Raw genomic sequence first — 22,923 nt, 5'->3', positions numbered from 1 at the left:
AGCTCTCCGATGAACTTGCCTACAAGCCAGCCACCACCTACAAGAACGATAAATAATAGAACGAAAAACCACATAAGCAAATTTACAAAAAAAGCTTTTCAGAGAGTGTTAAACTCTTAATTATTACATTTTTACCTTTTATTTATATTTAGACTAAATAAAAATAATTACATTTGTGAAAGTAAAACGCAATCAAAATGAGTACAATATCTTATTTAGCATCTTTAGTAAATCAAGTCATTGGAAGGCAAAATGCAATAGAATCTAATGCTAAAAAAGTGGATGAATTACCACACCAAAACACATTAGAACCTACTTCAAAACTTCCAGTTTCAAGAGATGGAGTTTCAGAACACATAACAGTTCAGCAAATTATCAGCTCAATTCAAAATAGCAATTATAATAAACTTTTATCGGTTGGAGCTATTACCGTAGAAGGAACAGATATTATAGTTGAAAGAGGTGTAAGTGGTCAAATAAATGGTTTATTATATACCACATCAACAGATACTACTATTCCAATTACTTTATGTGCTTCAGGATTCAATAGAAAAGACATTTTAGTATTGACTACAAGTAACACTGTAATTGCAATATCGGGAGAAGAAACAGATGGTGCTATTGTACTCGCACCAACAACTCCAACAACAGGTGCTATTTACATAACTGAATTCGATGTTAGTGATTCCGCAATAGGAACACCAATTGACCCAATATTAGGAACTTCTTTCAAAAAGAAATCTGAAAATTTAGAATATAGTTATCCAATATTAAAAGGAACGAGAGCTGTAATTCAATTAAGACCTGAAGGACATAGTTATTATTCTCTCGAAAGTTCTTTATTAGTTTCGGTTGATGGATTTGGAACAAGTTTAATTACAGGAGTTTCTACGGCAGAAACGCCTTATCCAATGAAAGATTTATTTATTGAAAATAAAGGCACAACGCCTTTCACTTTGCTACATAATGGAACAGGTTCTGCTAATTCAAAGTTCTTTTTTTTAGATGAAACTGATTTGGTAGTGCCACCAGGTGGTAAAGTGTGGTTAAAATATGGTGGAACCTATTGTCAGCTATTTTTAACAAGTTGGAATAATGGAATACCAACTTTTCAACAAGTAACTCAATCAGGTAACACAACAGAAGAAGTAATTGAAGCTGCTGGTTATAGAAGTAGAGGTTCTGCCAACGTTTCTGGAATTTCATTTAATGATGGAGACCTTAACGATATTGCTAACTTACGATCAGAAGCAACTTCAGAAAATGTTATGACATATATTTTACCAAATGATAATGGAACAGTAGCTTTAAGAGAATGGGTATATAATATATTTGCGTCTAAAGAAAATTCACGCCAATATAATTATGCTTTTTCAGAAACAATTGATTCCATTAGATTAGATTTACCTGCTACAGAATCTTATCTTATAATTGATACCTTAATTCAATCAATTAATGGTTTTAATGTTTCATTCAGTGATCTATATGATGGCAAGGATTATTTCATTTACAACAATTCATCAGATGAAATAACATTAAAGCATAATGCTGATAATACTGCTTATGATTTTAATTTTAAAAAAGGAGTTAATATTAAAATCCCTAGAAGAGGTGTTCTTCATTTAAAATTTATTGGCGGGAAATTTATCGATGTAATTCCATCATGGATTGATTATAATGAATTACAGCCATATTTAGACACGAAACAAGATAAGGCTTTTTCTATTAAAGTAACAACTCCAAGTTCAATAGTTACAGGAAGTGTTTCTGAAGTGGAAGTTTTGAAAGTTACTATACCACCCAATTCTTTATCATTAAATGAAATTATAAATATGCCACTTCTTGTTCTAACAAAAACTGGTACAGCAGGAACTTGTGAAATAAGAGTAAAGATTAGCACAGCATCAACAATGCCATTTGGCAACACAGATGCTATTGCAAGATATTCAAGTGGAGCATCTAACTTGTTTGTAAAAATGCAAAGAGATTTTATAATTGACAATGGAACTATTAAAGTTTATCCGTTATCATCAAACGTTATTGATAATACAACATCTGCTTCAGTTATTCTAACAAAATCTTTTGACCCAACAGTTACAAATTATTTATATGTTAGTATACAACAATCAGCTACAGGTGATTCTAGTGTTTTACAAGGTTTTTATTTAACAAATCAATAATATGCTTAGAACAGTAATAAACAAGAATACAGGAAAAGAGCATCGCGCACAATTTGATGATTTCATTGCAGAAAATGAAATGCTAATTGAAACGCTTAGAACTGAAGTTATGGAAAATCCATATTGGGATTTTGAAAATGAAATCTTTTATGATAAAGTAGAATAATATATACTTCTAACTCCAAAAAGAACTATTAAAAAAACAATTTATGAAACATGTAATTTCACAATTTATAAATCATAAGGAATTCTATTTCTTATCTATTTCAGTAGGCACATTCCTATCTACTATTATATCTTTTTTATCTACAATGCACGAACGTCTTTTTTTAGGTGTAACAATTTCAATTTGGTTAATTACTTTTTTTGTTAATGTTATTGATATTCACACAGGAATTAAAGCAGATACAGCAAGCAAAAAAAAAATTGGAGAAAAATTCGTTTTTAAAAGTGGTAAAGCTTGGAGAGCCTTTGAAAAAATCATAATTTTTACTTTGCTTATCTGGTTTCTTTGGAGTTTAGAAACTGAAATCAACAGACTAAAAAGTTATAATTTTTTACTTTCAATCATTATTGCTATTAAGTTTACACTATTTATATACGTAATACTAATTGAATTACAGTCAATTGGAGAAAATGAAGAAACGCGTTTCGGTAAAAAATCAAAACCTTTCATTTTGCTAGATAAAATCATTGAAACTATAAACGAAGGAGTTATTAATCGTATTAAAAAAACAATGGAGTAACTATGGCAGTATTTGAAAAAGCGCCTTTCAAAAAATCAAATTACGAAGGCAGTAAAATTGAGAAACTTGCGCCAATTGTTGCAAAATGGGAAGGCGGTTATGTGAACGACCCAATTGATAAAGGTGGAGCAACAAATATGGGTGTTACCGTTGGAGCATGGAAGTTATTAGGCTACGACAAAAACGGTGATGGCATCATCAACAATGCTGATATGAAGTTGTTATCTAAAGATGATTTCAAGTTTGTACTTCGTAAGTATTGGGATAAATGGCAAGCCGACCAAATCAAAAATCAATCAATTGCTAATATTTTGGTGGATTGGTATTGGGGAAGTGGTAAATGGGGAATTGTTATTCCTCAAAGACTTTTGGGTTTTTCTAAAGAAGATTGCGACGGAATTGTTGGAGAACAAACTTTGAAAAGATTAAATGCAGAAATCGACAAAGATGCAGAAGCATTATTCGATAAGATTTTTGCTGCTCGTGTGAAGTTCCTTGATGATATTGTTAAAAATAACCCAAGTCAAAAGCGATTTATCAAAGGTTGGAAAAACAGATTGAACGACTTTAAATTTCAATTTTAGTTATGAAAAAAGTATTTCAAAGAATAGTTGATGAAGGTTATGGAGATTGTATGAAATGTGCTGTTGCTACTTTGTTGGGATTAGAATATGAAGATGTTCCACATTTTTTAGATTTTGAAAACCCAAATTCAACAATGGCTGATTTTATGATGGATAAAGGTTTTGAATACGAAGGTGTTTTATATAACTATCCTGGTTCTGAATATTCAACTATTCATCAACTAAAAGATTGTGATGGAATTAATGGTTTGTTTTATGCTTCTGTTTTTTCTCCTAAATATTACAATGAAGAAAATGGGATTCAATGGAATTAAAAATGTTTATATATTTTCTAAAAAATAAACCGTTTAAAAGTATTTAAAAAACCATTTAAAAAGTGTTTAAATTATGGAAGCACCACAAATCAATCTTCACAGAATCAATTGGCAGCGCATATTCCTAATTGGAATTATCATTGCTTTATTGTGTTTGAATTACGTTCAATGCGAAAATCAAAACATTGCAACTTCAACTATCGAAGCGCAAAATTCCGAAATATCAACTTATAAGTTGAAAAACGGTCAATTAGTGACAAGTCAAAAAGTGGCCACTCTTACCGAAAAGGAATTGAAAGAACAAATCGCTTCAAAGGATAAGGAACTGAAAGAAATTATAAATAAGTTTTCGGATGTAAAATACGTTACAAAATACGTTACAAAAACTAAATTTGATACCATTACATTAGCTTATAAAGATTCTATTCCTTGTAATTTTCAGAAAACAGATGCTATATTCACGGATTGGTATTCTTTAGCCTACAAAAGCAATCAGCATGGAGTTGAGGTTTATGATATGGTAATTCCTGATAGTGTCACCATTGTAACTGGATATAAGCGTAAATGGTTCTTAGGTTCTAAAACATTGGTAGTAGATATCAAACACGATAACCCTTTTGTTAACCCAGAATATATACAACAGATTGAAGTCAAAGAAAAAAAGAAATGGTATCAAACCGACTTATTAAAAGTTGGAATTGGAATCATAGGTGGTATAATTATCACTCGATAATTTATTTGTTGTCAGTTTTAAAAGGTGTCTGTTTAGACGCCTTTTTTAGTTATATGTTAAAATTTAGTGCATTTCATCGATTTTTTTGTTTTTGATTTGTTTTATATTACATATATGTTATATATTTGCGTATACAAAATAACAAATAGAATGTGGCGGCAACACTTTAATACGGCAAAAGAAAAAATGAGAACACCAGAATTTTACATCGAAACAAAAAAAACAGGAGCAGGTCATTATTTAGTAACTGTTACTGATGAAGCAAACAATGAAATTAAATCTTATACCGAAACTGATATGCAAGTTATAGATGCTTACAGCGAAGAAGATGGGATGTATGACATGACTCAATGGGATGCTACTCAGATAATGATTAGAAAAGCAGGATTTGACAATTAATTATGGCAAATAATAAAAATCAAAACGAGCAATGGATGTTGCTCGTTTTACTTCTTAAAGAAATCGCTGAAGAAAAAGGAATTACGCAAGGACAAATTGCGGAACAAACTGGAATGATACAATCCGCAGTTAGTCGTTTCTTTTCCTTAAAATTCAAACCAACTATTGATACTTTTTTGCAAGTTTCAAAAGCAATAAAAGTAAATTTCTTTTTTGAAGATCAAGAATCAAAAACAGATTTAAACAAATGCTTCGAAAAAGCAATGGAGCAACTCGGTAGAAGAGTTGACAAACTTGCAAAAAATTAAAGAGGGCAATTGCCCTCTTTTTACTACAAACTATTACTTACTTTTTTCAATTTCTCAAACTGTCTTTGCTTCTCGCCAACTGCATAAACACTACTTACCATTTTAGTTCCTTTGTGGTTTGCCATACGTGCAGCATCTTCCAAAGATAATAATTCGGTAGTTTCATCCAAATTTAAGTGTTTAAGGGAATAAAAATCAGCCGTAATGTTCAACATCGTTTTCACATTTCTTTTCCAACGTAAACGAATTGCATTATACTTTAATTGTTTGGGTCCTGGAACTAAGCCAGTAGAGAAAATAAAATCATCCTTTCGAGCTCCAAAAACAGCCTTGTTCCAAAAAGGCAATGCAACATCTTTTATTACACTTTCTTTCCATTGGTAGCTTGTACCTTTCTTTACTAAAACTTTATACTTTTGTTTACTCAAATCTACATGATCGGCTTTTACAGATAGTAATTCCGTTATACGAATTCCAGAGTGAAAGAATATTTGAGTGAAAGTATGAAATTCGGGATGAAACCTTTTCAAGTGATTTACAACTTGTGTTCTTTGGTCCTTTGTAAGTACTTCACGGATTTTCTTTTCTTGTTTTCTCTTAGAGATATCGCGAATAATATTTGATTTAATAGCTTCCCATTCTAATAGTTCTGAAAAAACAATACTCAAGTAAGAGCGATATTTATTGAATTTATGTGCCGAAAATGCTCCTTCGGTCTTTTCTAAATTATCAATGATCAACTTTATATGCTTTCTTGTAATTTGAGAAACCGCAATTTCATCATATCGTAATTGCTTTGCCGATTTTTTCACATTCTTAACAACCATATTTAAATCTTCCATTGTAGATTCAGCTTTTTTTAGAGAACTAATTGCTAAATCTAAAGCGATATTGAATGGTGTTTCTTCGCAAAGCTCTTTTAAAAAGTTCTTTTCTTCTTGCACCGGTTTAATCATGAAAGTTTTGGTTATTGGATTGTAACCTTTGTCCAGGAATAACTTTGGAATTTCTTCAAGATACAATTGAACTGCCGCTTTTCGCTCCTCTAAGGTTTTAAGTTTGTTTAATTTTTTACGAAAAGGAAATCCTTTTGGATATTTTTCTTTGAATTTTGGATCAAAAAAAACGCATTGAACATACCAATTATCGGTAAGTGCTTTTTTTCCTGTAATAGTTTTCCAATTTTTTGGTGAAGCCCATACTTCAGAGCATTCACAATCGAAGTGAAGTTTTTTCATTTGTCTGTAATTACATTGTCGTTTACGTTGCCGTTTTAAATGTAACTACACTACTCGAAAGCTTTAAAAAAAGGTGCTAAACCCATGTTGGGTATAGGTTTAGCACCTAGTAGCGAGAGGGAGATTTGAACTCCCGACCTCAGGGTTATGAATCCTGCGCTCTAACCAACTGAGCTACCTCGCCAAATATTGGTCTTGCATACTTGTTGAATGCGGGTGCAAATATAAAACTATTTATATTCTTTGCAAATATAATTTTGGAAAAAATAAATAAAATGTTTTTTTGTATATTCAATTAATTCTGTATATATTTCCCACATAAAATAAATTAGAATGAGTGTTAAAGTAAAATATGAATTAGAGTTTCCAATTCAATCTTCTCCACAGTTATTATATCAGTATATTTCTACGCCATCAGGATTATCGGAGTGGTTCGCCGATAACGTTAATTCAAGGGGTGAGTTTTTTACTTTTATTTGGGATGATTCGGAAGAAAAAGCAAAATTAGCGTCAAAAAAATCAGGTGAACGAATTAAGTTCAAATGGTTGAATGATGATGATACCGAAACCGATTATTTTTTTGAATTAAAGATAATGGAAGACGAAATAACAAAAGATGTTTCAATAGTAATTACTGACTTTGCTTATGAAGATGAAATAGATGAATCGAAATTACTGTGGGAAAATCAAATTTCAGATTTAAAACATGTATTAGGTTCTTTTTAAAAAAAAAATAAATTATAAAGAGTATATTTGTCCCGATTTTTAATCGGGATTTTTTATGGTAAATTGTAACGGAATTATTCAGGAAAACACTTCCATAGGTATTGAATCAAATAGAGGTTTCTTGTATGGAGATGCTATTTTTGAAACAATTAAAGTATTAGACAATAAGGTGTTGTTTCTTGAAGATCATTACTTTAGATTGATGGCATCTATGCGTATTTGTCGCATGGAAATTCCGATGAATTTTACCATGGAATATTTTGAAGAACAAATTTTAAGCTTAGTACAATCGCTTTCTACATCAAATGCATACCGAGTTCGTTTTTCAGTTTATCGAGAAAGTGAAGGTTTTTATTTGCCAAAATCAAGACAGGTACAGTTTATTATTACTGCTTCAAATCTTAATTCCGATTTATATTCTTTCCAAAAAGAGCGATATGAAGTAGAGTTGTATAAAGATTTTTATGTTCCAAAACAATTGCTTTCTGCCTTAAAAACAAACAATAAAATGCTTCAAATTACAGGAAGTATTTTTGCAAATGAAAATGGTTATGAAAATTGCCTTGTTTTAAATGATGAAAAGAATGTGATTGAAGCGCTTCAAAGTAATTTGTTTATGAAAACGGGAAATACGATTGTAACACCGCCTGTTTCAGATGGTTGTTTGAATGGTATTATGCGTAAGCAAGTACTTGAAATTTTGAAAAAAATGGAAGGAATTGAAGTAAAAGAAATTTCCATTTCCCCTTTTGATTTGCAAAAAGCAGACGAGTTATTTTTGACAAATGTAATTTCTGGCATCCAACCAATTACTAAATACAGAAAGAAAGAATATGCCTCAGAGTTTGCAAAAGAGATGTTAATACGATTGAATGCTAAAATACGTCTTAGTTAAGAATAGGATTTTCAGGAGCGTTTGAAAATAAAACATATTCCCCCCCTTGTTCAATAATTTTTTCTTTCCAAAATAAAGAACTTGCTTTAGATAGTAATTTGTTTTTTGAATTGTTTTCAGTAACTATCCATGAATTTTCTTGCAACTCCATTTCAAGTTGGTTAAAGCTCCAGCCGCTATATCCAAGGAAAAAACGAATATTTTTTTTTGATATTTTATCTTCGTTTATAAGTTGTTTGGTAGTTTCAAAATCACCACCCCAGTAAATTCCGTTAGAAATTTCAACACTGTTAGGGATAATTTCCGGAATATTATGAATAAAATACAGGTTGTCTTGTTCTACTGGTCCTCCATTGTATATTTTAAACGATGCTTCAATTTCTGGTAGTAAATCATTAATGGTGTAATTCAGGGGCTTATTTAAGATAAAACCAATTGAGCCTTCATTATTGTGTTCTGCTAATAAAACCACAGAGCGATTAAACGAAACATCGCCTAAAATAGAAGGTTCTGCTATAAGCAAATGTCCTTTTTTTGGAAGAGTTGAAATCATATTTTCTGTAGTTTATACAATAAATTTATCAAAAAAAAATTACATTATCAAAAAAAAATCGATGAATTGTAAAAAAAAAGAGTCCCAATATGAATAAGGACTCTTTTATTTTGACGTAAAAAAAATATTATTTGTTTACTGCTCCTTCTAATTCAGCACCAGCTTTGAATTTTACTACATTTTTAGCAGCAATTTTGATAGTTTTTCCAGTTTGTGGATTTCTACCATCTCTTGCAGCTCTTTTAGATACTGACCAAGATCCGAAACCTACTAAAGATACTCTTCCACCTTTGTTTAAAGTTCCTTCAACATTGCTTAAAAATGATTCTAAAGCTAATTTTGCAGCTGCTTTTGTAATTCCAGCAGAAGCTGCCATTGCATCGATTAATTCTGATTTGTTCATGATAAAGTTATTTATAATTGGTTAAACTTAATTATTTCTCACAAATTTAGCGGTATTGTTGAACTACGCAAGTATTAGAGCAAATTTTCCATTAAAATGTTAATAAATTGAATTAAATGTTAATAACATTGTTTGTTTTTTTGCATTTTACTCTTAAATATAGTGTTTTCAAGGCTTAAAGTGCTATTGCATTTTCAGAAAATGAAATTCCATTTAATAATTCATGCGCCAACATTCTTTTCTTACCTGGAAATTGCAAACTAGCTATTTTTAAAATCCCGTCTTTCGTGCTAATAAAAATTTCTTTTTTAGTGGTTGTAATCTTTCCAATTGTATCCGAATGTGTTTTTTCTTCAAAACTTGCCAAATAAATTTTTACATTCCATTCGTTTTCTCCATCTTTAATAAATGTCCAAGCAGCTGGATAAGGCGATAAACCTCTTATCAAATTAAAAATCGTTTGTCCAGATTGTGACCAATCGATTTTGCAATTTTCCTTATTTAATTTATAAGCCGTTTTAACATCAGGATTGTTTTCTTGTAAAGTTGTTGTAGCTTTTCCCGCTTCAATTAATTGAAGTGTTTCTAAAACGGTCTCACTTCCTAAATGCATCAAACGGTCATGGAGTTCACCAGCGGTTTCATTAGCGCCTATTTCCGTTGCTTTGCTTAATATCATGGCGCCGGTGTCAATTTTATCATCTATAAAGAAAGAAGTAACTCCGGTTTTGGTTTCGCCATTAATAATTGCCCAATTGATTGGAGCAGCTCCACGATATTCAGGTAATAAAGAAGCATGTAAGTTAAAAGTGCCTAATTTTGGCATTTTCCAAACAACTTCAGGTAACATTCTAAAAGCAACCACCACTTGTAAATTGGCCTCTAAACTTTTTAATTCTGCTAAAAAATCTTCTGATTTTAAATTGGTTGGTTGTAATAAACGTAAGTTTTTTTCTAATGCATATTCTTTAACCGCACTAGTACTTACTTTTTGTCCTCTACCGGCAGGTTTGTCAGGAGCGGTGATAACACCAACAATTTCATAGTTTTTTTGATAAATGGTATCCAAAATCCCAACAGCAAAGTCAGGGGTTCCCATGAATACAATTTTAAGTTTTTCCATTATATAAGGTAATATTGATTGTTTGAATTTATTTTGACAGTATGATTTTCCAATAATAATTGCAAAGCAAAGATAGTCGCTTCTGCAGAAATGTGAAGTTGGTTTTCAATTTCTCTAGAGGAAAGTGCTTTTCTCTGCAATAATTTAATGATAGATTGTGTGTTTTCTATTGGGTTGGCTTTTTTTTGAGAAACACAATAGGAGCAAATGCCGCATTCTTTTTTTGTAATTTCATCAAAATAGGCAAGTAGTAACTTGTTTTTACAGGAATCTTCGTTTGTAATGTAGTGTACTACACTTTGGAATTGTGTTTCTTTTAAATTATTTTGATGTTCTAAAAATTTTGCTACTCTATTAATCGTTAAATCATCTTCTCGTACTTCATTGAATGTAATACTACAATCGTTGTTTTTAGCATGTAAAACAATACAGTTGCTCGCAGTTAACTGATCAATAACTTCCTCTACACGTGTTTCTGTGCAATTTGATTTTTTAGCAATTAAATGAGGATTGATAGTAGTTTCTACATCAAAAATGCCAGAATACGTTCTTAGGATGTTAGTAATTATTGGTTCATCATGTGGATGCAAACTAATGTATCGAATGACTTCTTTACTAGGAATAATAAATTGAAGACTGATTTTCTCAGTAGATTCGCTTTGAAAGGTTAAAATGCCTTGACGATCTAAAAATTGGATGCTATTAAACGTTTTTAGAATTGGAAAATTATAATGACTGCAAAATTGATTCAAATTAAAAGCGAAATTTTCGTTAAACCCTTCTCCATAAGCAATTCTGAAATAATTGTTAAGTTTTACATAAACATCACGCACAAATTTTTTATTGGGTAAGACATCAATAAATTGTCTTTTTGTATAATCAATATCGCTAGTATTTGTAACAATAATTCCAAAGGCCTTTTCACCATTTCTACCGGCTCTTCCTGCTTCTTGATAGTAATTTTCAATATTTTCTGGAAGTTGAATGTGAAGCACCGTTTTTACATCGGGTTTGTCGATTCCCATGCCAAAGGCATTCGTAGCCACCATAACTTGTGCTTTATTTTCTAGCCATGATTGCATGTTTTTTTCTTTCTCTTTGGAAGGTAATCCCCCATGATAATAGGTGCAAGTAAAGCCCAATTGACTTAGCTGTTGTGAAGTTTCGATACACGATTTACGATTACGAACATAAATAATAGAAGATTGCGGATTTTTAGTTAAAATTTGTTGGACTTTAAAAAGTTTATCTTCTGTTTTAATTACATGGTACGCTAAATTTTCTCTTGTAAACGATTTGGTAAATACTTTTGGATTGACTAATGCTAAATGGGAGCAAATATCTTCTTGAACTCTTTTGTTTGCCGTAGCGGTCAATGCTAAAAATGGAGTAGAAGGGAAGTGCTCTTTTAAAGTTGATATTTTTAAATATGCGGGTCTAAAATCATGTCCCCATTGGCTCACACAATGCGCTTCATCAATGGCGATAAGGTTTATAGGTATTTGTTTTAAGCGTTCTACAATCCAATCGTGCTGTAAACGTTCGGGAGAAAGATAGAGAAATTTGTAATTTCCAAATTGACAATTATCTAAAATATCAATTACTTCATCTTGAGAAACGCCACCAGTTAAGGCAATCGCTTTGATGTTTTTGCTTTGTAAATTCTGAACTTGGTCTTTCATCAAAGCAATCAAAGGCGAAATCACCAAGCAAATACCATTCAACATCATTGCTGGAATTTGAAAACACACCGATTTTCCTCCACCAGTAGGCAAAAGCGCAAACGTATCATTTCCACTTAAAACCGATTGAATAATTTCTTCTTGAGGTTCTCTAAAACTATCGTGTTTCCAATATTTTTGAAGAATTTGTAGGGCTTCAGACATGTTATAAGGCTTTTAGAAACACTAAAATACAAAAAAATTATTGAGCAAGATGTTTCATAATAAAATCTACGCGATTTTCAACCGTATCTTTAGGAACTTCTGTAATCGAATAACCATAGTTTTTGTAGGTTTCCATCAAGTGTTCGTGGATTAAAACGGCTTGTTCATAGTTTTCATAGCGTTCAGCATCACTAATATAGATTTCTTTCCAAGGTGGTAAAACAAAAATAGAAGTATATTTGTAGTCATGACAAGCTTTATCAAAAAAAGAAGGGTATGAATCGCCAATGTAATGCATGTATGCTAAAACATCTGGAATACCACGATCTAAAAAAACGATGTTTGCTTCTTCATTCAAAGCTTCTTGAAATTGTTTTTTTCTGCCTTCAAGGAGTAATTCACTGAATAAAAGAGGTTTTTCTAGAAACAATTGTTCAATACCTTGTTCTTGCGCCTCGCGAATTACTTCACGGGAAACCTCAGGATAACAAGTGTGTCCTTTTTCTTTTAAAGCTTCTATTAACGTGGTTTTTCCAGAGCTTGGTCCACCAATTAAAACCACAATTTCTTTATTCATATTGGAAATTCTAAGGCGCAAAAGTAAGTTTTTTTAAAAATCTAATCAACTTAAAAATTTATAAGTTACTACAATATAATTCTAAACAGAAAAAAGTATATTTGCTTTTCCAATTACGAAATGATGATGGATAAGAAAACAGAAGATTTTTACGCAAGATTAAAAGAAGAGTTAACCAATTCAACGCTTTGGCCTTCAGAGTATTTGTATAAATTTATCATGCCTTCCGATGCGCATAGTATTGCTAAGGTTGAAGGTGCTTTTAATGATATGGGAGCTGTAATTACTACACAACAATCTAAAACGGGTAAATTCACTAGTGTTTCTATTAGTGTAACTATGCCAAACCCACAAAAAGTTATTGATAAATACATTGAAGTTTCAGATATAGAAGGCATCATTTCATTATAAAATAAACATGCAAGAAGAAGTAAGTTATTTAGAATACAATTCAGAACGTTCGCATTTGATTATTCCTGAATATGGAAGACATTTACAGAAATTGATTGACCAAGCTACTGAAATTGAAGATCGTGAAGAACGAAATAAGGCAGCTAAATATATCATTTCGGTGATGGGATCTTTGAATCCGCATTTAAGAGATGTTTTGGATTTTCAACATAAATTATGGGATCAATTGTTTATTATGTCTGACTTTAAATTAGATGTAGATTCGCCTTATCCAATTCCATCAAAAGATATATTGACTCAAAAACCTGATCGTTTAAAATATCCTCAGAATTTCCCTAAATACCGTTTTTACGGAAACAACATCAAATACATGATTGATGTAGCAAATAGTTGGGAAGAAAGCGATTTAAAGAATGCTTTAGTGTTAGTGATTGCTAATCACATGAAAAAAAGTTATTTGAGTTGGAATAAAGATACGGTTACCGATGAGGTAATTTTTGAACATTTATTAGAACTTTCAGGTGGAAAATTAAATCTTTCGAAATCAAACGAAGAACTTTCGAATACACATGATTTAATGAAAGTGAACAAGAAAGTTTCGAATAAAACGCAATTTGGTCCTAGTAAAGTTGGAATCATTAAGAAAAACAACAATAACAAAGGACATTTGAACAAAAACAATCAAAATAAAAATACATTTAAAAAATAGGCAGTTACATGGGAACATTTAAAATAGAAGGAGGAATAGCATTAAAAGGAGATATAACACCTCAAGGAGCAAAAAATGAAGCATTACAAGTGTTATGTCCTGTTTTGTTAACTTCTGAAAAAGTTAGAGTAACTAATATTCCAGATATTATAGATGTTAACAAATTAATTACACTTTTGGGTAATTTAGGAGTTAAAATTCAAAAAAATGGGCCTGGTGATTACACCTTTCAAGCTGATGAGGTAAATGTAAATTACTTAAAAACCGAAGCTTTTAAAAAAGAAGGTGGAAGTTTAAGAGGTTCCATTATGATTGTAGGACCTTTATTAGCGCGTTTTGGTTGTGGATATATTCCAAAACCAGGAGGCGATAAAATTGGTCGTCGTCGTTTAGATACGCACTTTGAAGGTTTTATTAACTTAGGTGCTAAATTTAGATATGAAAGAGAAGACCATTTCTACGGAGTGGAAATCGATGGAAGATTGCAAGGAGCTTACATGTTGTTAGACGAAGCTTCTGTAACAGGAACGGCTAATATTGTAATGGCAGCTGTTTTAGCAGAAGGAACAACAACTATTTATAACGCAGCCTGTGAGCCTTACTTACAGCAATTATGTAAAATGTTGAATTCTATGGGAGCTAAAATCTCAGGTGTAGGATCTAACTTATTAACGATTGAAGGAGTTGAAAGTTTAGGTGGTTGCGAACACCGAATTTTACCTGATATGGTAGAAATCGGTTCTTGGATTGGTCTTGCGGCTATGACACGAAGTGAGATTACGATTAAAAATGTAAGTTGGGAGAACTTAGGTCAAATTCCAAATGTATTCAGAAAATTAGGAATTACCTTAGAAAGAAAAGGCGATGATATTTACATTCCAGCTCATAAAGAGGGTTACGAAATTAAAACCGATATCGACGGTTCTATATTAACAGTTTCAGATGCACCATGGCCAGGATTTACACCGGACTTGTTAAGTATTGTTTTGGTGGTTTGTACACAAGCAAAAGGCGATGTGTTAATTCACCAAAAAATGTTTGAAAGCCGTTTGTTCTTCGTAGATAAATTAATCGACATGGGAGCGAAAATTATGTTATGCGACCCACACAGAGCGGTGGTTATGGGACATAATTTCCAATCCCAATTGAAAGCAACAACAATGAGTTCGCCAGATATTAGAGCTGGAATATCTTTATTAATTGCTGCTTTAACAGCAAAAGGAACTTCAACCATACAAAATATCGAACAAATTGATAGAGGTTACGAACGCATCGACGAACGATTAAGAGCGTTAGGAGCTAATATTGTGAGAGTATAATTTAGTGTTCAGTGTTCAGTCGCAGTAAGCAGCGTTACTGAGACTGAACACTGGGACTGATTACTATAAAATGGAAACTTACATCGTCATTTTTCTTTGCATTGCATCCTTCATAGCTGGTTTTATTGATGCTATTGTGGGTGGTGGTGGCTTAATACAAACCCCTGCAGCCTTAATTTTATTACCCAATATATCCGTAGCTTCAATTATTGGAACGCTTAAAATTCCAGGTTTTAGTGGTACAAGTATGGCAGCTTATCAGTATTTAAAATCAGCAAAGGTCAATTGGAAGTTGTTTTTTGTCATGGCAATTGTTTCTTTCGGTTTTGCTTATTTAGGCTCGAGTTTACTTAACGTAATGCAAAACGATTTCATGAAACCTTTACTTTTTGTGATTTTGATTTTGTTATTACTTTATACTTATTTCAAAAAAGATTTTGGTCAATTTCAAATTGATAAATTAACCACTAGGCAAACCTATATTTACGGGAGTGTAATTTGTGTTTTTTTAGGTTTTTATGATGGTTTTATTGGTCCTGGAACAGGAAGTTTATTAATTATGGCGTTTATAGCCATACTAGGGTTCGATTTTTTGCAAGCCAATATCTACGCAAAACTAGTTAACTTGGCTACTAACTTTGGCTCCATTACCTTGTTTGTTTTGAAAGGAAAAATCATTTGGACGATTGCTATTCCTATGGCAATTTGTAATGTTGCCGGATCTTGGTTAGGCGCAAGATTAGCCATTTCTAAAGGCAACGGATTTATTCGAATCTTCTTTTTAATTGTGGTGGGATTAGCGTTGTTACGTTTTGGATATGATGTTTTTTTGAAATAAAAAAGCACTTCTGTTATTGAAGTGCTTCCTTTAGTGTTTTTAAAATTATCGTTTAAGTTCTTGAAAAAGCTTGTCAATAGGCTGTAAAAGTTCGGGATTTTTTTCAATAGCCATTAGTCTTTGGTCTATAATATCCTTTTCCCATTGTTCTAATTCTTTTTCAGTTGCTTCAATATTTGGATATTCATTTTTAATAATTTCCCAATCTTCAATTGGAATGAAAACTCCTGTCGGATGTCCGTTGTGGTCTTGTATGATTTGTGTTTTCATAATTACAAAAATAAATTATATAGTAAAATTAGACATTAATTTTAACGCTACAAAATTAATCAAATATATTTCTATTAATTACTGTAAGATCAATTGTAATGCTTCTGCCTTTCGGTAAGCTATTAAAACTTCAACCCAAACATCACCCCATCTCCTTGAAAACCATTTTGATAGCTTCTTACATAATCTACACGTAAGAATCTGAATTTACCCCAACCAATGTTGTCAAATCCTACGGTAAACTCTTGATATGGTTTCATGTTAGGAATGTTCAACTGATGAAAACCGCCAATTAAATTCCATTGTAATTTATTTAATAATGGAATTTTATTCATAATGTAGCCTTTGAAATTGTGTTCTATATGCGTTTCCAAATATGCATCATTTGTAGAATGACTATAATATGGAAGCAAATTAAATGAGTTTAAAGAATTATTCAATAAGGTCACATGGGTTTGATTTCCGTTGAAATGTTTATAATCGACAAATGAGATGTTATCAGCATTAAAGAATTTACCCGCTTTAAAGCGTAAGCCAAAATCACCTTTATTACCGATGGTTTTGTTGTAATCAACGGTTCCGCTAATTAAATCATAATGGTAATTGCTGTTAGAGGCACCAAATGCTTTTTCGTAATAGAAGCTTACAATTGGATAATCATCATTTTGAATGTTTATCTTTCCGTCAGGACGCGAAATATATTTTTGTCCAAAACGAATTCGTGTTCCTAAACTTGCCTTCATTATATGATGCTTTACAAAAGGAATTGAAGTCTCATTTGTAGGTTGCAAAGGGTCGTTAGAAAAATACAAATCATCACTTTTAATAATGGTATAATCAGTTGTATTGAATAAGGCTCTTCGGTTTTCGTACATCAGTTTTCCGGAAGCGAAAATACCGTTTACTACCTCTCTTCCATAGTTAATTTCTGCAAATTCTTTATTGTACAATTTCATATAATTGTTTTTAAAGAATAAAGTTGCTACCGAATTCACTAAATTACTAATTGGCTCACTCGGATTGAACTGACTAATTGCACTTCCACCATTTAAACTAATATATGCATTGTTTTGGTTGTTGAATCTATGGTAGAAATTTCCTTTCACACGAAGTCTATCTTCAGAAAAACCATAATTAAAGGTAGATGAAATCGAGGTGAATTTTCCTGTTTCTTCATTCCATTTTCTATAGGAAAACCCACTGTCTAAATTGTATCCTTGAACCGTATTATAACTTAGAGAACCCAAATTGGTGAGTCCTTGATAGTTAAAATTCCAATTGTTAAACGAATTTTTATAATTATATCCTGTAATAATTTTAAGTAATCTGAATTTATTTCCTTTAGCATCAATAGAATCCAAATATACTTGTGATTTTCTAATCGTTTGAATACTGTCTTTCTTAATGTAATTAGTAGATTCTTCTGTGGTTAATGGAACTGGTCGATATTCATTCCAATAGGTTTCTTCTTTTTTATTAGCATTTTCGGCAAAGGTTACCACTTCTTTTCCAAAGGTTTTTTTATCGAAAGCTTCTTTAAAGGTATAATTAGTAAATACGTGGGTAAACTTTCCTGCGAATTTCATACCAAAAATACCGGCACTAAAATCTAACGTTTGAATGTTTTTTGCCCAAATTTTATTTTCAGTGTTGTAACTAAAGTTTTGGGTTATTTTCATTGACTCCAAAATAGGTTGTTGCATTCTGTAACCTTTAATGTCTAAATCAATTCCGTAAATAGCCCATGAATCTTCTACAATGTAAATATATCCTTCAAAAACGGGTTCTTTATCTCGTTTTGGAGTCACCAAAATTTTATTGATTAATTGGTTTTTATCGTCGTAAAAAGTGCTCTCTAATTTATATTTGTAATAAGTAAAAGCATTATCTGCAATAGGCGAGACCATGTTAATCCCAAAATCAACATAATTTCCATAGAAATCGTAATTGGTGTTTAAGGCGGTATTGTAACTAAAACCATTATCATCACCAGCAATTTTGGAAGCAATAATTTCTTCCTTTAAATTATTAGGTTTTTCAAATTTTATCTTAGAAACGGTTTCCGATTGGTAAATGATACCACTACGGGTCGAATCTAAGTTGCCTTCTAAATCACCAATTTCAACGCCCATAAATTTTTTAGGAATATCCTTAGCTTTAAAAATACCTCTTGAGTAAAAATCAGCTTCAAATTTATCCGTTTTGGCAGCGTTTTTCTTTTTTGCTTTTATAGCATTTCGGATTATTTCATTGGCTGGATTTTCTCCGTTCATAACCACAACTTCTTTCAACTGAAAATCTTCTTCCACTAAAACCACATCAAATTCATACGGAAATTGAGAAATGTTAAGAATTTGTTTTTGTGTTTTAAATCCTAAATACTGAAAAATCAAATGCACATTGTTTTTTTCAGTTGTATTTAATTCATATTTCCCTAATTCGTTAGAAGTAGTACCTATATAAGTATTCTCAATATAAATATTTACAAAGGGTAATGGATTTCCTTCTTTATCTTTAACGGTTCCTTTTATTTGTGCAAAGGAAATGGTGGTAAAAACCAGTAGGAGTAAAGTAATTTGTTGTTTCATTTGGTTTGGTTTGTATGGAATATGTTTTAATAGACGTTTATTTATAAAGAATGGTTGTATTATATGAAAGATTTTATAGCTAACTCATAACTCTCCAATCCAAAGCCAATAATAATACCTTTTGCATTGGGTGAAATATACGATTGATGACGAAAAGATTCTCTTGCGAATGTATTGGAAATATGCACTTCTACCACAGGTGTAGTAATTGCTTTTACGGCATCGCCAATTCCTATAGAAGTATGCGTATAAGCACCAGCGTTTAAAACAATACCATCATACGAAAATCCGGTCTCTTGAAGTTTAGAAATAATTTCTCCTTCTATATTACTTTGAAAATATTCTAGTGTAGCATTAGGAAACTGAATTTGTAACTTTTTAAAATAAGATTCAAAGGTTTCATTTCCATAAACTTCGGGTTCACGTTTGCCTAATAAGTTAAGGTTTGGACCGTTTATAATGATGATCTTCATGACGATTGTTTTTGTAAAAATAAAAAAACCATTCCTTTTAAGAATGGTTTTAATAAAATATTGTGATTTTTAATTGCTCCTATACTATAAAGTATATTTTGGCAATTAGTTAAAACATATAGCCTACAGAAAACTGAATTAACGAGTTTTTTACATCGGCATCTTTTTTAGCTTCTGTTAAACCTGCTACATAGCGTCCAGATACAAATATACTTTTGGTTATTTTATAACTTAATCCACCTGCAATTCCAAATTCAAAAGAGTTGGTGTCGTTCGCATCTACTTCATTGCGTTCACTTACTAAAAAAGAAGCTTGTGGTCCTAGTTCTAAACTTAATTCGTTAGAAGTTAAATAAAACTTAGCAAGTACAGGTATTGATAAGTAGCCTAACTTGTTTTTAAATTGGTCGCCTAAACCTTCTAATTCGGCACCTTGGGTAGAATATAAAAGTTCGGGTTGTATGGCAAAGTTTTCAAATACTTTTAATTCCATAACCATTCCAGCATGGTAGCTTGTAATGGTTTTAAAATCCACCCCCGAAACGTCACCTCCAGTGTAATTAGCAAAATTAACCCCTCCTTTTACTCCAAATTCTAGTAATTGTGCTTGCGATATACCCGTTCCTAGAACCAGTAAAATCAATGTTGCGATTGTTTTTTTCATCTGTTTGTGTTTTTTTGTTAAAAATTCAAATCGGTACTAATTCGTATAAATGTTCTCTATTTTTTATCTTTTCTACTAAAAGACCTACAACAATAACGCTTTTTAGCGCTTTTAAGTATTTTTATCGATAAAATGCATTTTTTATCGTTTTTAGGAAATAATTGATATTCAGTTACTTAATATTTTTTTTATTTTATTTTCGTTAGTATTTTTTATTAAAAAAAAATTAAATTTTTAGTTTTTTTGTATCTTAAGTGTTTGATTATGAATAGTGTTTGTTTTTGTTGTTAATAAAATTGTTAATAACATAACTAAACATGTTATTTTGTATGAAAAAATGCTATAAATTTGCCCTATTAACTTTAAATTTAAACTAAACATGAAAAAAGTTTTATTATCTGCAGTAGCATTATTGGCTTTCGGTTTTGCTAACGCACAAGAAGAAGAAAAAGGTTTTGGTTTTGCTAAAAGTGATGTTATTGTAGAAGGTAACTTAGCTTTTGGTTCTACAAATGACAAAAACACTGAAGTAAAAACAAACAATTTTCAATTCAACCCTAAAGTTGGTTATTTTTTAACTGATAAATTTGCAGTTGGAGTTGAGTTAGGAATTGGTTCTGACAAAGAAGAAACAGCTGGAACTGAAACTGACAAAAATTCTAATTTCAATGCAGGTGTTTTTGGACGTTATTATTTCTTAGACTTAGGAAAAAGATTCAAAACTTATGCTGAAGCTGGTTTAGGAATGGAATCAGGAAAAGCTGGTTTAGGTGATGCTAAATATTCTGGTTTTGGATTTGGTGCAGGTTTAGGAATGAATTATTTCGTTTCTGATAGTTTTGCTATCAACTTCGCTTTAACAGATGTTTTATCTTACTCTTCTCAAAAATGGGATGGTGCTAAGAACGAATCTGAATTCAATGCAAATGTAAATGTTTTCAATAACTTCTTTACTACTGCACAATTTGGTTTAACTTACAAATTCTAATTTGTAATTATTACAATAATGAAAATCCCGCTTTGGCGGGATTTTTTTTTGTTTTAAAAACAAGTTAAGGCTAATCTTCGAGCATATTACCTTTATAATAAAATGTTTTACTTTTTAGCATACTTAAATTATATAAGTTAGTCACTTTTAGTAGAGTAAATAGATGCAAAAGTGATGCTTAAATTAATTAGTTTTGTTTGGAAACAACAATGAATTATCAGTTTTCAAATATTATTTTTACTATGTCACTAACATGGAAGTAAGTCAATCTGGCATTGAGGAAATAAAATTTTAATTATTTATTTTATTTCGGTTTGATTTATTAATAAAAAAAGGAGCATTAAGCTCCTTTTTCATACATTAAATTTCCTAATTTACCGGGTAACCTTTTACCCTGAATATCGTAAATTGATTTAACCCAAAGGGGAAATAACATCGGTACAACAATAAAAGATAATTTGTTAAAATTCCAAGCTTGCTCAAATTCAAAATGAATAAAGTGCATAGTAGCTTTAGTTAATCCACATGCATAACATTCAATACCTGCTAATTTTACTGAAAGACAAATGCTCTCACCTTTGTCAAAAAAATCTGCTGGTAAAAAGAATAATATAAATGGAGCAACTATTGTTGAAAGATGAATACTGTAAAAAATAAATTTACGAATCATTAGAAAATTAAAGAGTTTTTGAATACGAACCATTTTTAGGTTGTAAATCACCAGTGATAATTCTGATTAAATCAATTAATGCCCAAATACCACAACCACCTAAAGTAAGTAATTGAACAATTCCTTGCCAAGTGTACCCTAAGTAGAATCTGTGTATTCCTAATCCACCAATCAATGCAACTAAAATAAGAGCAGTTACTTGGCTTTTACCAGAATCAGCAGTAGCTGGAGAAGATAATTCATCTTCTTGGTTTTCAACAACAGTTACATTGTTTGTAGTTGTTTTTTCTACAGGAAATGATGCGTAAGAAATTGTTAAAGCACCAAATGTTAGCATTAAAGCTGATAAAAATAATTTAATTTTCATAAAATATGTTTTAGATTTGCACAAAAATAAAAAAAAATACATAAAAAATGAAAAAAAACCTGCTTCATATCATGTTTCCTTTTTTGGTAAGTATAACTTGTTTAGGGCAGGTAAATTATGAGTTTTTTGGAGCCATAAAGTTAAATGGAAATGATAAAACAATTATCACATATCGATTGGTTTTTGAAGAAAATAAAGGTAAAATTTTAGGTTTTTCAGTTACAGACTTAGACGGTGCTCACGAAACAAAAAACACAATTGAAGGAACATATGATAGAAAAACAAAGTTGTTTACTTTTCAAGAAAAAGAAATTTTATACACGAAATCTAAATATGCTCAAAGTTCATTTTGTTTTGTTAATTTTTCAGGAAAAGTTAAATTAGTTGATAATACCAGTAAAGTTGAAGGAGCTTTTAAAGGTCTTTATAAGAATAAAACAAAATGTATTGATGGAACGGTTACATTAGTAGGAAGTAATAAGATATATAATTTTGCTAATAAAGTAAATAAGAAAATTCAAAAATCTAAAAGAGTTGATGCAGCTACAAAACAGAAAGTTAATCCTATCAAAATTTTAGATAGTTTGAAAATTAATAAATTGTTGAAAGATCAAAATTTAAACATATTTTGGAATTCTAAAAAAGTTATAATTGAAATTTTTGACGCAGGTCAAGATGATGGTGATATTATTAATTTATATCATAATGATGTTTTGATTTTGGATAATTATAAAATTAAATTAGAAAAAAAGTTACTATCTATTCCTATTGATCTTACTATTAATAATGTTTTTAAAATTAAAGCAATTAATGAAGGTACAATACCAACCAATTCAGCTAAGATAATTTTAGTTGATGAAAATAGAACCTTTGATTTATTATCTTCTTTTAAGAAAAATGAAAGTGCAAGTATTACAATTATTAAGAAACCTTCTAATTAATACTGATTCTTGCTTATATT

General features: G+C 30.9%; 28 protein-coding genes and 1 tRNA gene. 16 read left to right on the top strand and 13 right to left on the bottom strand.

The annotated features are described in order from the left end of the window. Positions 1 to 197: 197 nt before the first annotated feature. The 8 genes from RSE15_RS04740 (at position 198) to RSE15_RS04705 (ending at position 5,264) form a co-directional block, all read left to right on the top strand. Positions 198 to 2,180: a hypothetical protein gene (locus RSE15_RS04740; RefSeq protein WP_324069815.1), complete on the top strand. Its 1,983-nt coding sequence runs from the start codon at positions 198 to 200 to the stop codon at positions 2,178 to 2,180. A 1-nt stretch (position 2,181) separates the two neighbouring features. Continuing rightward, complete coding sequence (locus tag RSE15_RS04735; RefSeq protein WP_324069097.1) at positions 2,182 to 2,346, top strand: hypothetical protein; 165 nt, start codon at positions 2,182 to 2,184, stop codon at positions 2,344 to 2,346. A 43-nt stretch (positions 2,347 to 2,389) separates the two neighbouring features. Then, positions 2,390 to 2,926, top strand: a complete 537-nt coding sequence (locus RSE15_RS04730; RefSeq protein WP_324069814.1) for a hypothetical protein — start codon at positions 2,390 to 2,392, stop codon at positions 2,924 to 2,926. Between the two features lie 2 nt (positions 2,927 to 2,928). Further along, complete coding sequence (locus RSE15_RS04725) at positions 2,929 to 3,510, top strand: glycoside hydrolase family 108 protein (RefSeq protein ID WP_324069813.1); 582 nt, start codon at positions 2,929 to 2,931, stop codon at positions 3,508 to 3,510. A gap of 2 nt (positions 3,511 to 3,512) precedes the next feature. Further along, positions 3,513 to 3,824, top strand: a complete 312-nt coding sequence (locus tag RSE15_RS04720; protein ID WP_324069812.1) for a hypothetical protein — start codon at positions 3,513 to 3,515, stop codon at positions 3,822 to 3,824. A gap of 73 nt (positions 3,825 to 3,897) precedes the next feature. Beyond that, the gene (locus RSE15_RS04715) at positions 3,898 to 4,557 is read left to right on the top strand and encodes a DUF6549 family protein (RefSeq protein ID WP_324069810.1); all 660 of its coding nucleotides are present in this window, start codon (positions 3,898 to 3,900) and stop codon (positions 4,555 to 4,557) included. 186 nt (positions 4,558 to 4,743) lie between these two features. Next, positions 4,744 to 4,956: a hypothetical protein gene (locus RSE15_RS04710; protein ID WP_324069105.1), complete on the top strand. Its 213-nt coding sequence runs from the start codon at positions 4,744 to 4,746 to the stop codon at positions 4,954 to 4,956. A gap of 2 nt (positions 4,957 to 4,958) precedes the next feature. Next, positions 4,959 to 5,264: a helix-turn-helix domain-containing protein gene (locus RSE15_RS04705; RefSeq protein ID WP_324069809.1), complete on the top strand. Its 306-nt coding sequence runs from the start codon at positions 4,959 to 4,961 to the stop codon at positions 5,262 to 5,264. Between the two features lie 23 nt (positions 5,265 to 5,287). On the opposite strand, the gene RSE15_RS04700 is transcribed toward RSE15_RS04705, so the two are convergent. Further along, a complete protein-coding gene (locus tag RSE15_RS04700) occupies positions 5,288 to 6,502 on the bottom strand; it encodes a tyrosine-type recombinase/integrase (RefSeq protein WP_324069808.1) in 1,215 nt (404 codons plus the stop codon). 110 nt (positions 6,503 to 6,612) lie between these two features. After that, positions 6,613 to 6,686: transfer RNA gene (locus RSE15_RS04695), tRNA-Met, on the bottom strand. A 149-nt stretch (positions 6,687 to 6,835) separates the two neighbouring features. Between RSE15_RS04695 and RSE15_RS04690 the strand changes: the two genes are divergently transcribed. After that, positions 6,836 to 7,228: an START-like domain-containing protein gene (locus RSE15_RS04690; protein ID WP_324069807.1), complete on the top strand. Its 393-nt coding sequence runs from the start codon at positions 6,836 to 6,838 to the stop codon at positions 7,226 to 7,228. 55 nt (positions 7,229 to 7,283) lie between these two features. Continuing rightward, positions 7,284 to 8,123: an aminotransferase class IV gene (locus RSE15_RS04685; protein WP_324069806.1), complete on the top strand. Its 840-nt coding sequence runs from the start codon at positions 7,284 to 7,286 to the stop codon at positions 8,121 to 8,123. On the opposite strand, the gene RSE15_RS04680 is transcribed toward RSE15_RS04685, so the two are convergent. The 5 genes from RSE15_RS04680 to RSE15_RS04660 all read right to left on the bottom strand — a co-directional run bounded on the left by RSE15_RS04680 (position 8,116) and on the right by RSE15_RS04660 (position 12,665). Continuing rightward, on the bottom strand, positions 8,116 to 8,676 hold the full coding sequence (locus tag RSE15_RS04680) for a YqgE/AlgH family protein (protein WP_324069805.1): 561 nt from the start codon (positions 8,674 to 8,676) through the stop codon (positions 8,116 to 8,118). The genes RSE15_RS04685 and RSE15_RS04680 overlap by 8 nt on opposite strands. 127 nt (positions 8,677 to 8,803) lie before the next feature. After that, positions 8,804 to 9,079, bottom strand: a complete 276-nt coding sequence (locus RSE15_RS04675) for an HU family DNA-binding protein (protein ID WP_008256752.1) — start codon at positions 9,077 to 9,079, stop codon at positions 8,804 to 8,806. A 175-nt stretch (positions 9,080 to 9,254) separates the two neighbouring features. Next, positions 9,255 to 10,202 (bottom strand): methionyl-tRNA formyltransferase, encoded by a 948-nt coding sequence (gene fmt, locus RSE15_RS04670; protein WP_324069804.1) that lies wholly within the window; start codon positions 10,200 to 10,202, stop codon positions 9,255 to 9,257. Then, complete coding sequence (locus RSE15_RS04665) at positions 10,202 to 12,088, bottom strand: RecQ family ATP-dependent DNA helicase (protein WP_324069803.1); 1,887 nt, start codon at positions 12,086 to 12,088, stop codon at positions 10,202 to 10,204. The genes fmt and RSE15_RS04665 overlap by 1 nt, the downstream gene beginning before the upstream one ends. A 37-nt stretch (positions 12,089 to 12,125) precedes the next feature. Then, positions 12,126 to 12,665, bottom strand: a complete 540-nt coding sequence (locus RSE15_RS04660; protein ID WP_324069802.1) for an AAA family ATPase — start codon at positions 12,663 to 12,665, stop codon at positions 12,126 to 12,128. A gap of 126 nt (positions 12,666 to 12,791) precedes the next feature. Between RSE15_RS04660 and RSE15_RS04655 the strand changes: the two genes are divergently transcribed. From RSE15_RS04655 to RSE15_RS04640, 4 genes are all read left to right on the top strand, one after another. After that, positions 12,792 to 13,076, top strand: a complete 285-nt coding sequence (locus RSE15_RS04655) for a DUF493 family protein (RefSeq protein ID WP_324070407.1) — start codon at positions 12,792 to 12,794, stop codon at positions 13,074 to 13,076. A gap of 7 nt (positions 13,077 to 13,083) precedes the next feature. Next, entirely contained in the window at positions 13,084 to 13,785 is a 702-nt protein-coding gene (locus tag RSE15_RS04650; protein WP_324069801.1) for a DUF4290 domain-containing protein, read from the top strand. A gap of 8 nt (positions 13,786 to 13,793) precedes the next feature. Then, positions 13,794 to 15,104 carry a UDP-N-acetylglucosamine 1-carboxyvinyltransferase gene (gene murA / locus RSE15_RS04645; RefSeq protein ID WP_324069800.1) on the top strand — a complete coding sequence of 437 codons (1,311 nt, stop codon included), beginning with the start codon at positions 13,794 to 13,796 and terminating at the stop codon, positions 15,102 to 15,104. Positions 15,105 to 15,174: 70 nt separating this feature from the next. After that, positions 15,175 to 15,942, top strand: a complete 768-nt coding sequence (locus RSE15_RS04640; protein ID WP_324069799.1) for a sulfite exporter TauE/SafE family protein — start codon at positions 15,175 to 15,177, stop codon at positions 15,940 to 15,942. A 45-nt stretch (positions 15,943 to 15,987) separates the two neighbouring features. Here the strand turns inward: RSE15_RS04640 and RSE15_RS04635 are convergent, their stop codons facing one another. The 4 genes from RSE15_RS04635 to RSE15_RS04620 form a co-directional block, all read right to left on the bottom strand. Continuing rightward, a complete protein-coding gene (locus tag RSE15_RS04635; protein WP_324069798.1) occupies positions 15,988 to 16,212 on the bottom strand; it encodes an addiction module component CHP02574 family protein in 225 nt (74 codons plus the stop codon). 122 nt (positions 16,213 to 16,334) lie between these two features. Then, the gene (locus tag RSE15_RS04630) at positions 16,335 to 18,800 is read right to left on the bottom strand and encodes a DUF5686 and carboxypeptidase regulatory-like domain-containing protein (protein WP_324069797.1); all 2,466 of its coding nucleotides are present in this window, start codon (positions 18,798 to 18,800) and stop codon (positions 16,335 to 16,337) included. A 59-nt stretch (positions 18,801 to 18,859) separates the two neighbouring features. Continuing rightward, complete coding sequence (aroQ, locus tag RSE15_RS04625; protein WP_324069796.1) at positions 18,860 to 19,273, bottom strand: type II 3-dehydroquinate dehydratase; 414 nt, start codon at positions 19,271 to 19,273, stop codon at positions 18,860 to 18,862. A 109-nt stretch (positions 19,274 to 19,382) separates the two neighbouring features. Further along, entirely contained in the window at positions 19,383 to 19,937 is a 555-nt protein-coding gene (locus tag RSE15_RS04620) for a porin family protein (RefSeq protein ID WP_324069795.1), read from the bottom strand. Between the two features lie 379 nt (positions 19,938 to 20,316). On the opposite strand from RSE15_RS04620, the gene RSE15_RS04615 reads away from it, so the two are divergent. Next, complete coding sequence (locus RSE15_RS04615; protein WP_324069794.1) at positions 20,317 to 20,925, top strand: outer membrane beta-barrel protein; 609 nt, start codon at positions 20,317 to 20,319, stop codon at positions 20,923 to 20,925. A 340-nt stretch (positions 20,926 to 21,265) separates the two neighbouring features. Here the strand turns inward: RSE15_RS04615 and RSE15_RS04610 are convergent, their stop codons facing one another. After that, the gene (locus tag RSE15_RS04610) at positions 21,266 to 21,628 is read right to left on the bottom strand and encodes a DUF2752 domain-containing protein (RefSeq protein ID WP_324069793.1); all 363 of its coding nucleotides are present in this window, start codon (positions 21,626 to 21,628) and stop codon (positions 21,266 to 21,268) included. Next, positions 21,603 to 21,962: a TM2 domain-containing protein gene (locus tag RSE15_RS04605; RefSeq protein WP_324069792.1), complete on the bottom strand. Its 360-nt coding sequence runs from the start codon at positions 21,960 to 21,962 to the stop codon at positions 21,603 to 21,605. The genes RSE15_RS04610 and RSE15_RS04605 overlap by 26 nt, the downstream gene beginning before the upstream one ends. Positions 21,963 to 22,009: 47 nt before the next feature. On the opposite strand from RSE15_RS04605, the gene RSE15_RS04600 reads away from it, so the two are divergent. Next, the gene (locus RSE15_RS04600) at positions 22,010 to 22,903 is read left to right on the top strand and encodes a hypothetical protein (RefSeq protein WP_324069791.1); all 894 of its coding nucleotides are present in this window, start codon (positions 22,010 to 22,012) and stop codon (positions 22,901 to 22,903) included. Positions 22,904 to 22,923: the final 20 nt, after the last annotated feature.

This window comes from Flavobacterium sp. (genome assembly GCF_035195345.1).
Lineage (GTDB): Bacteria > Bacteroidota > Bacteroidia > Flavobacteriales > Flavobacteriaceae > Flavobacterium.
This window is presented reverse-complemented; position numbering and strand designations above follow the sequence as displayed.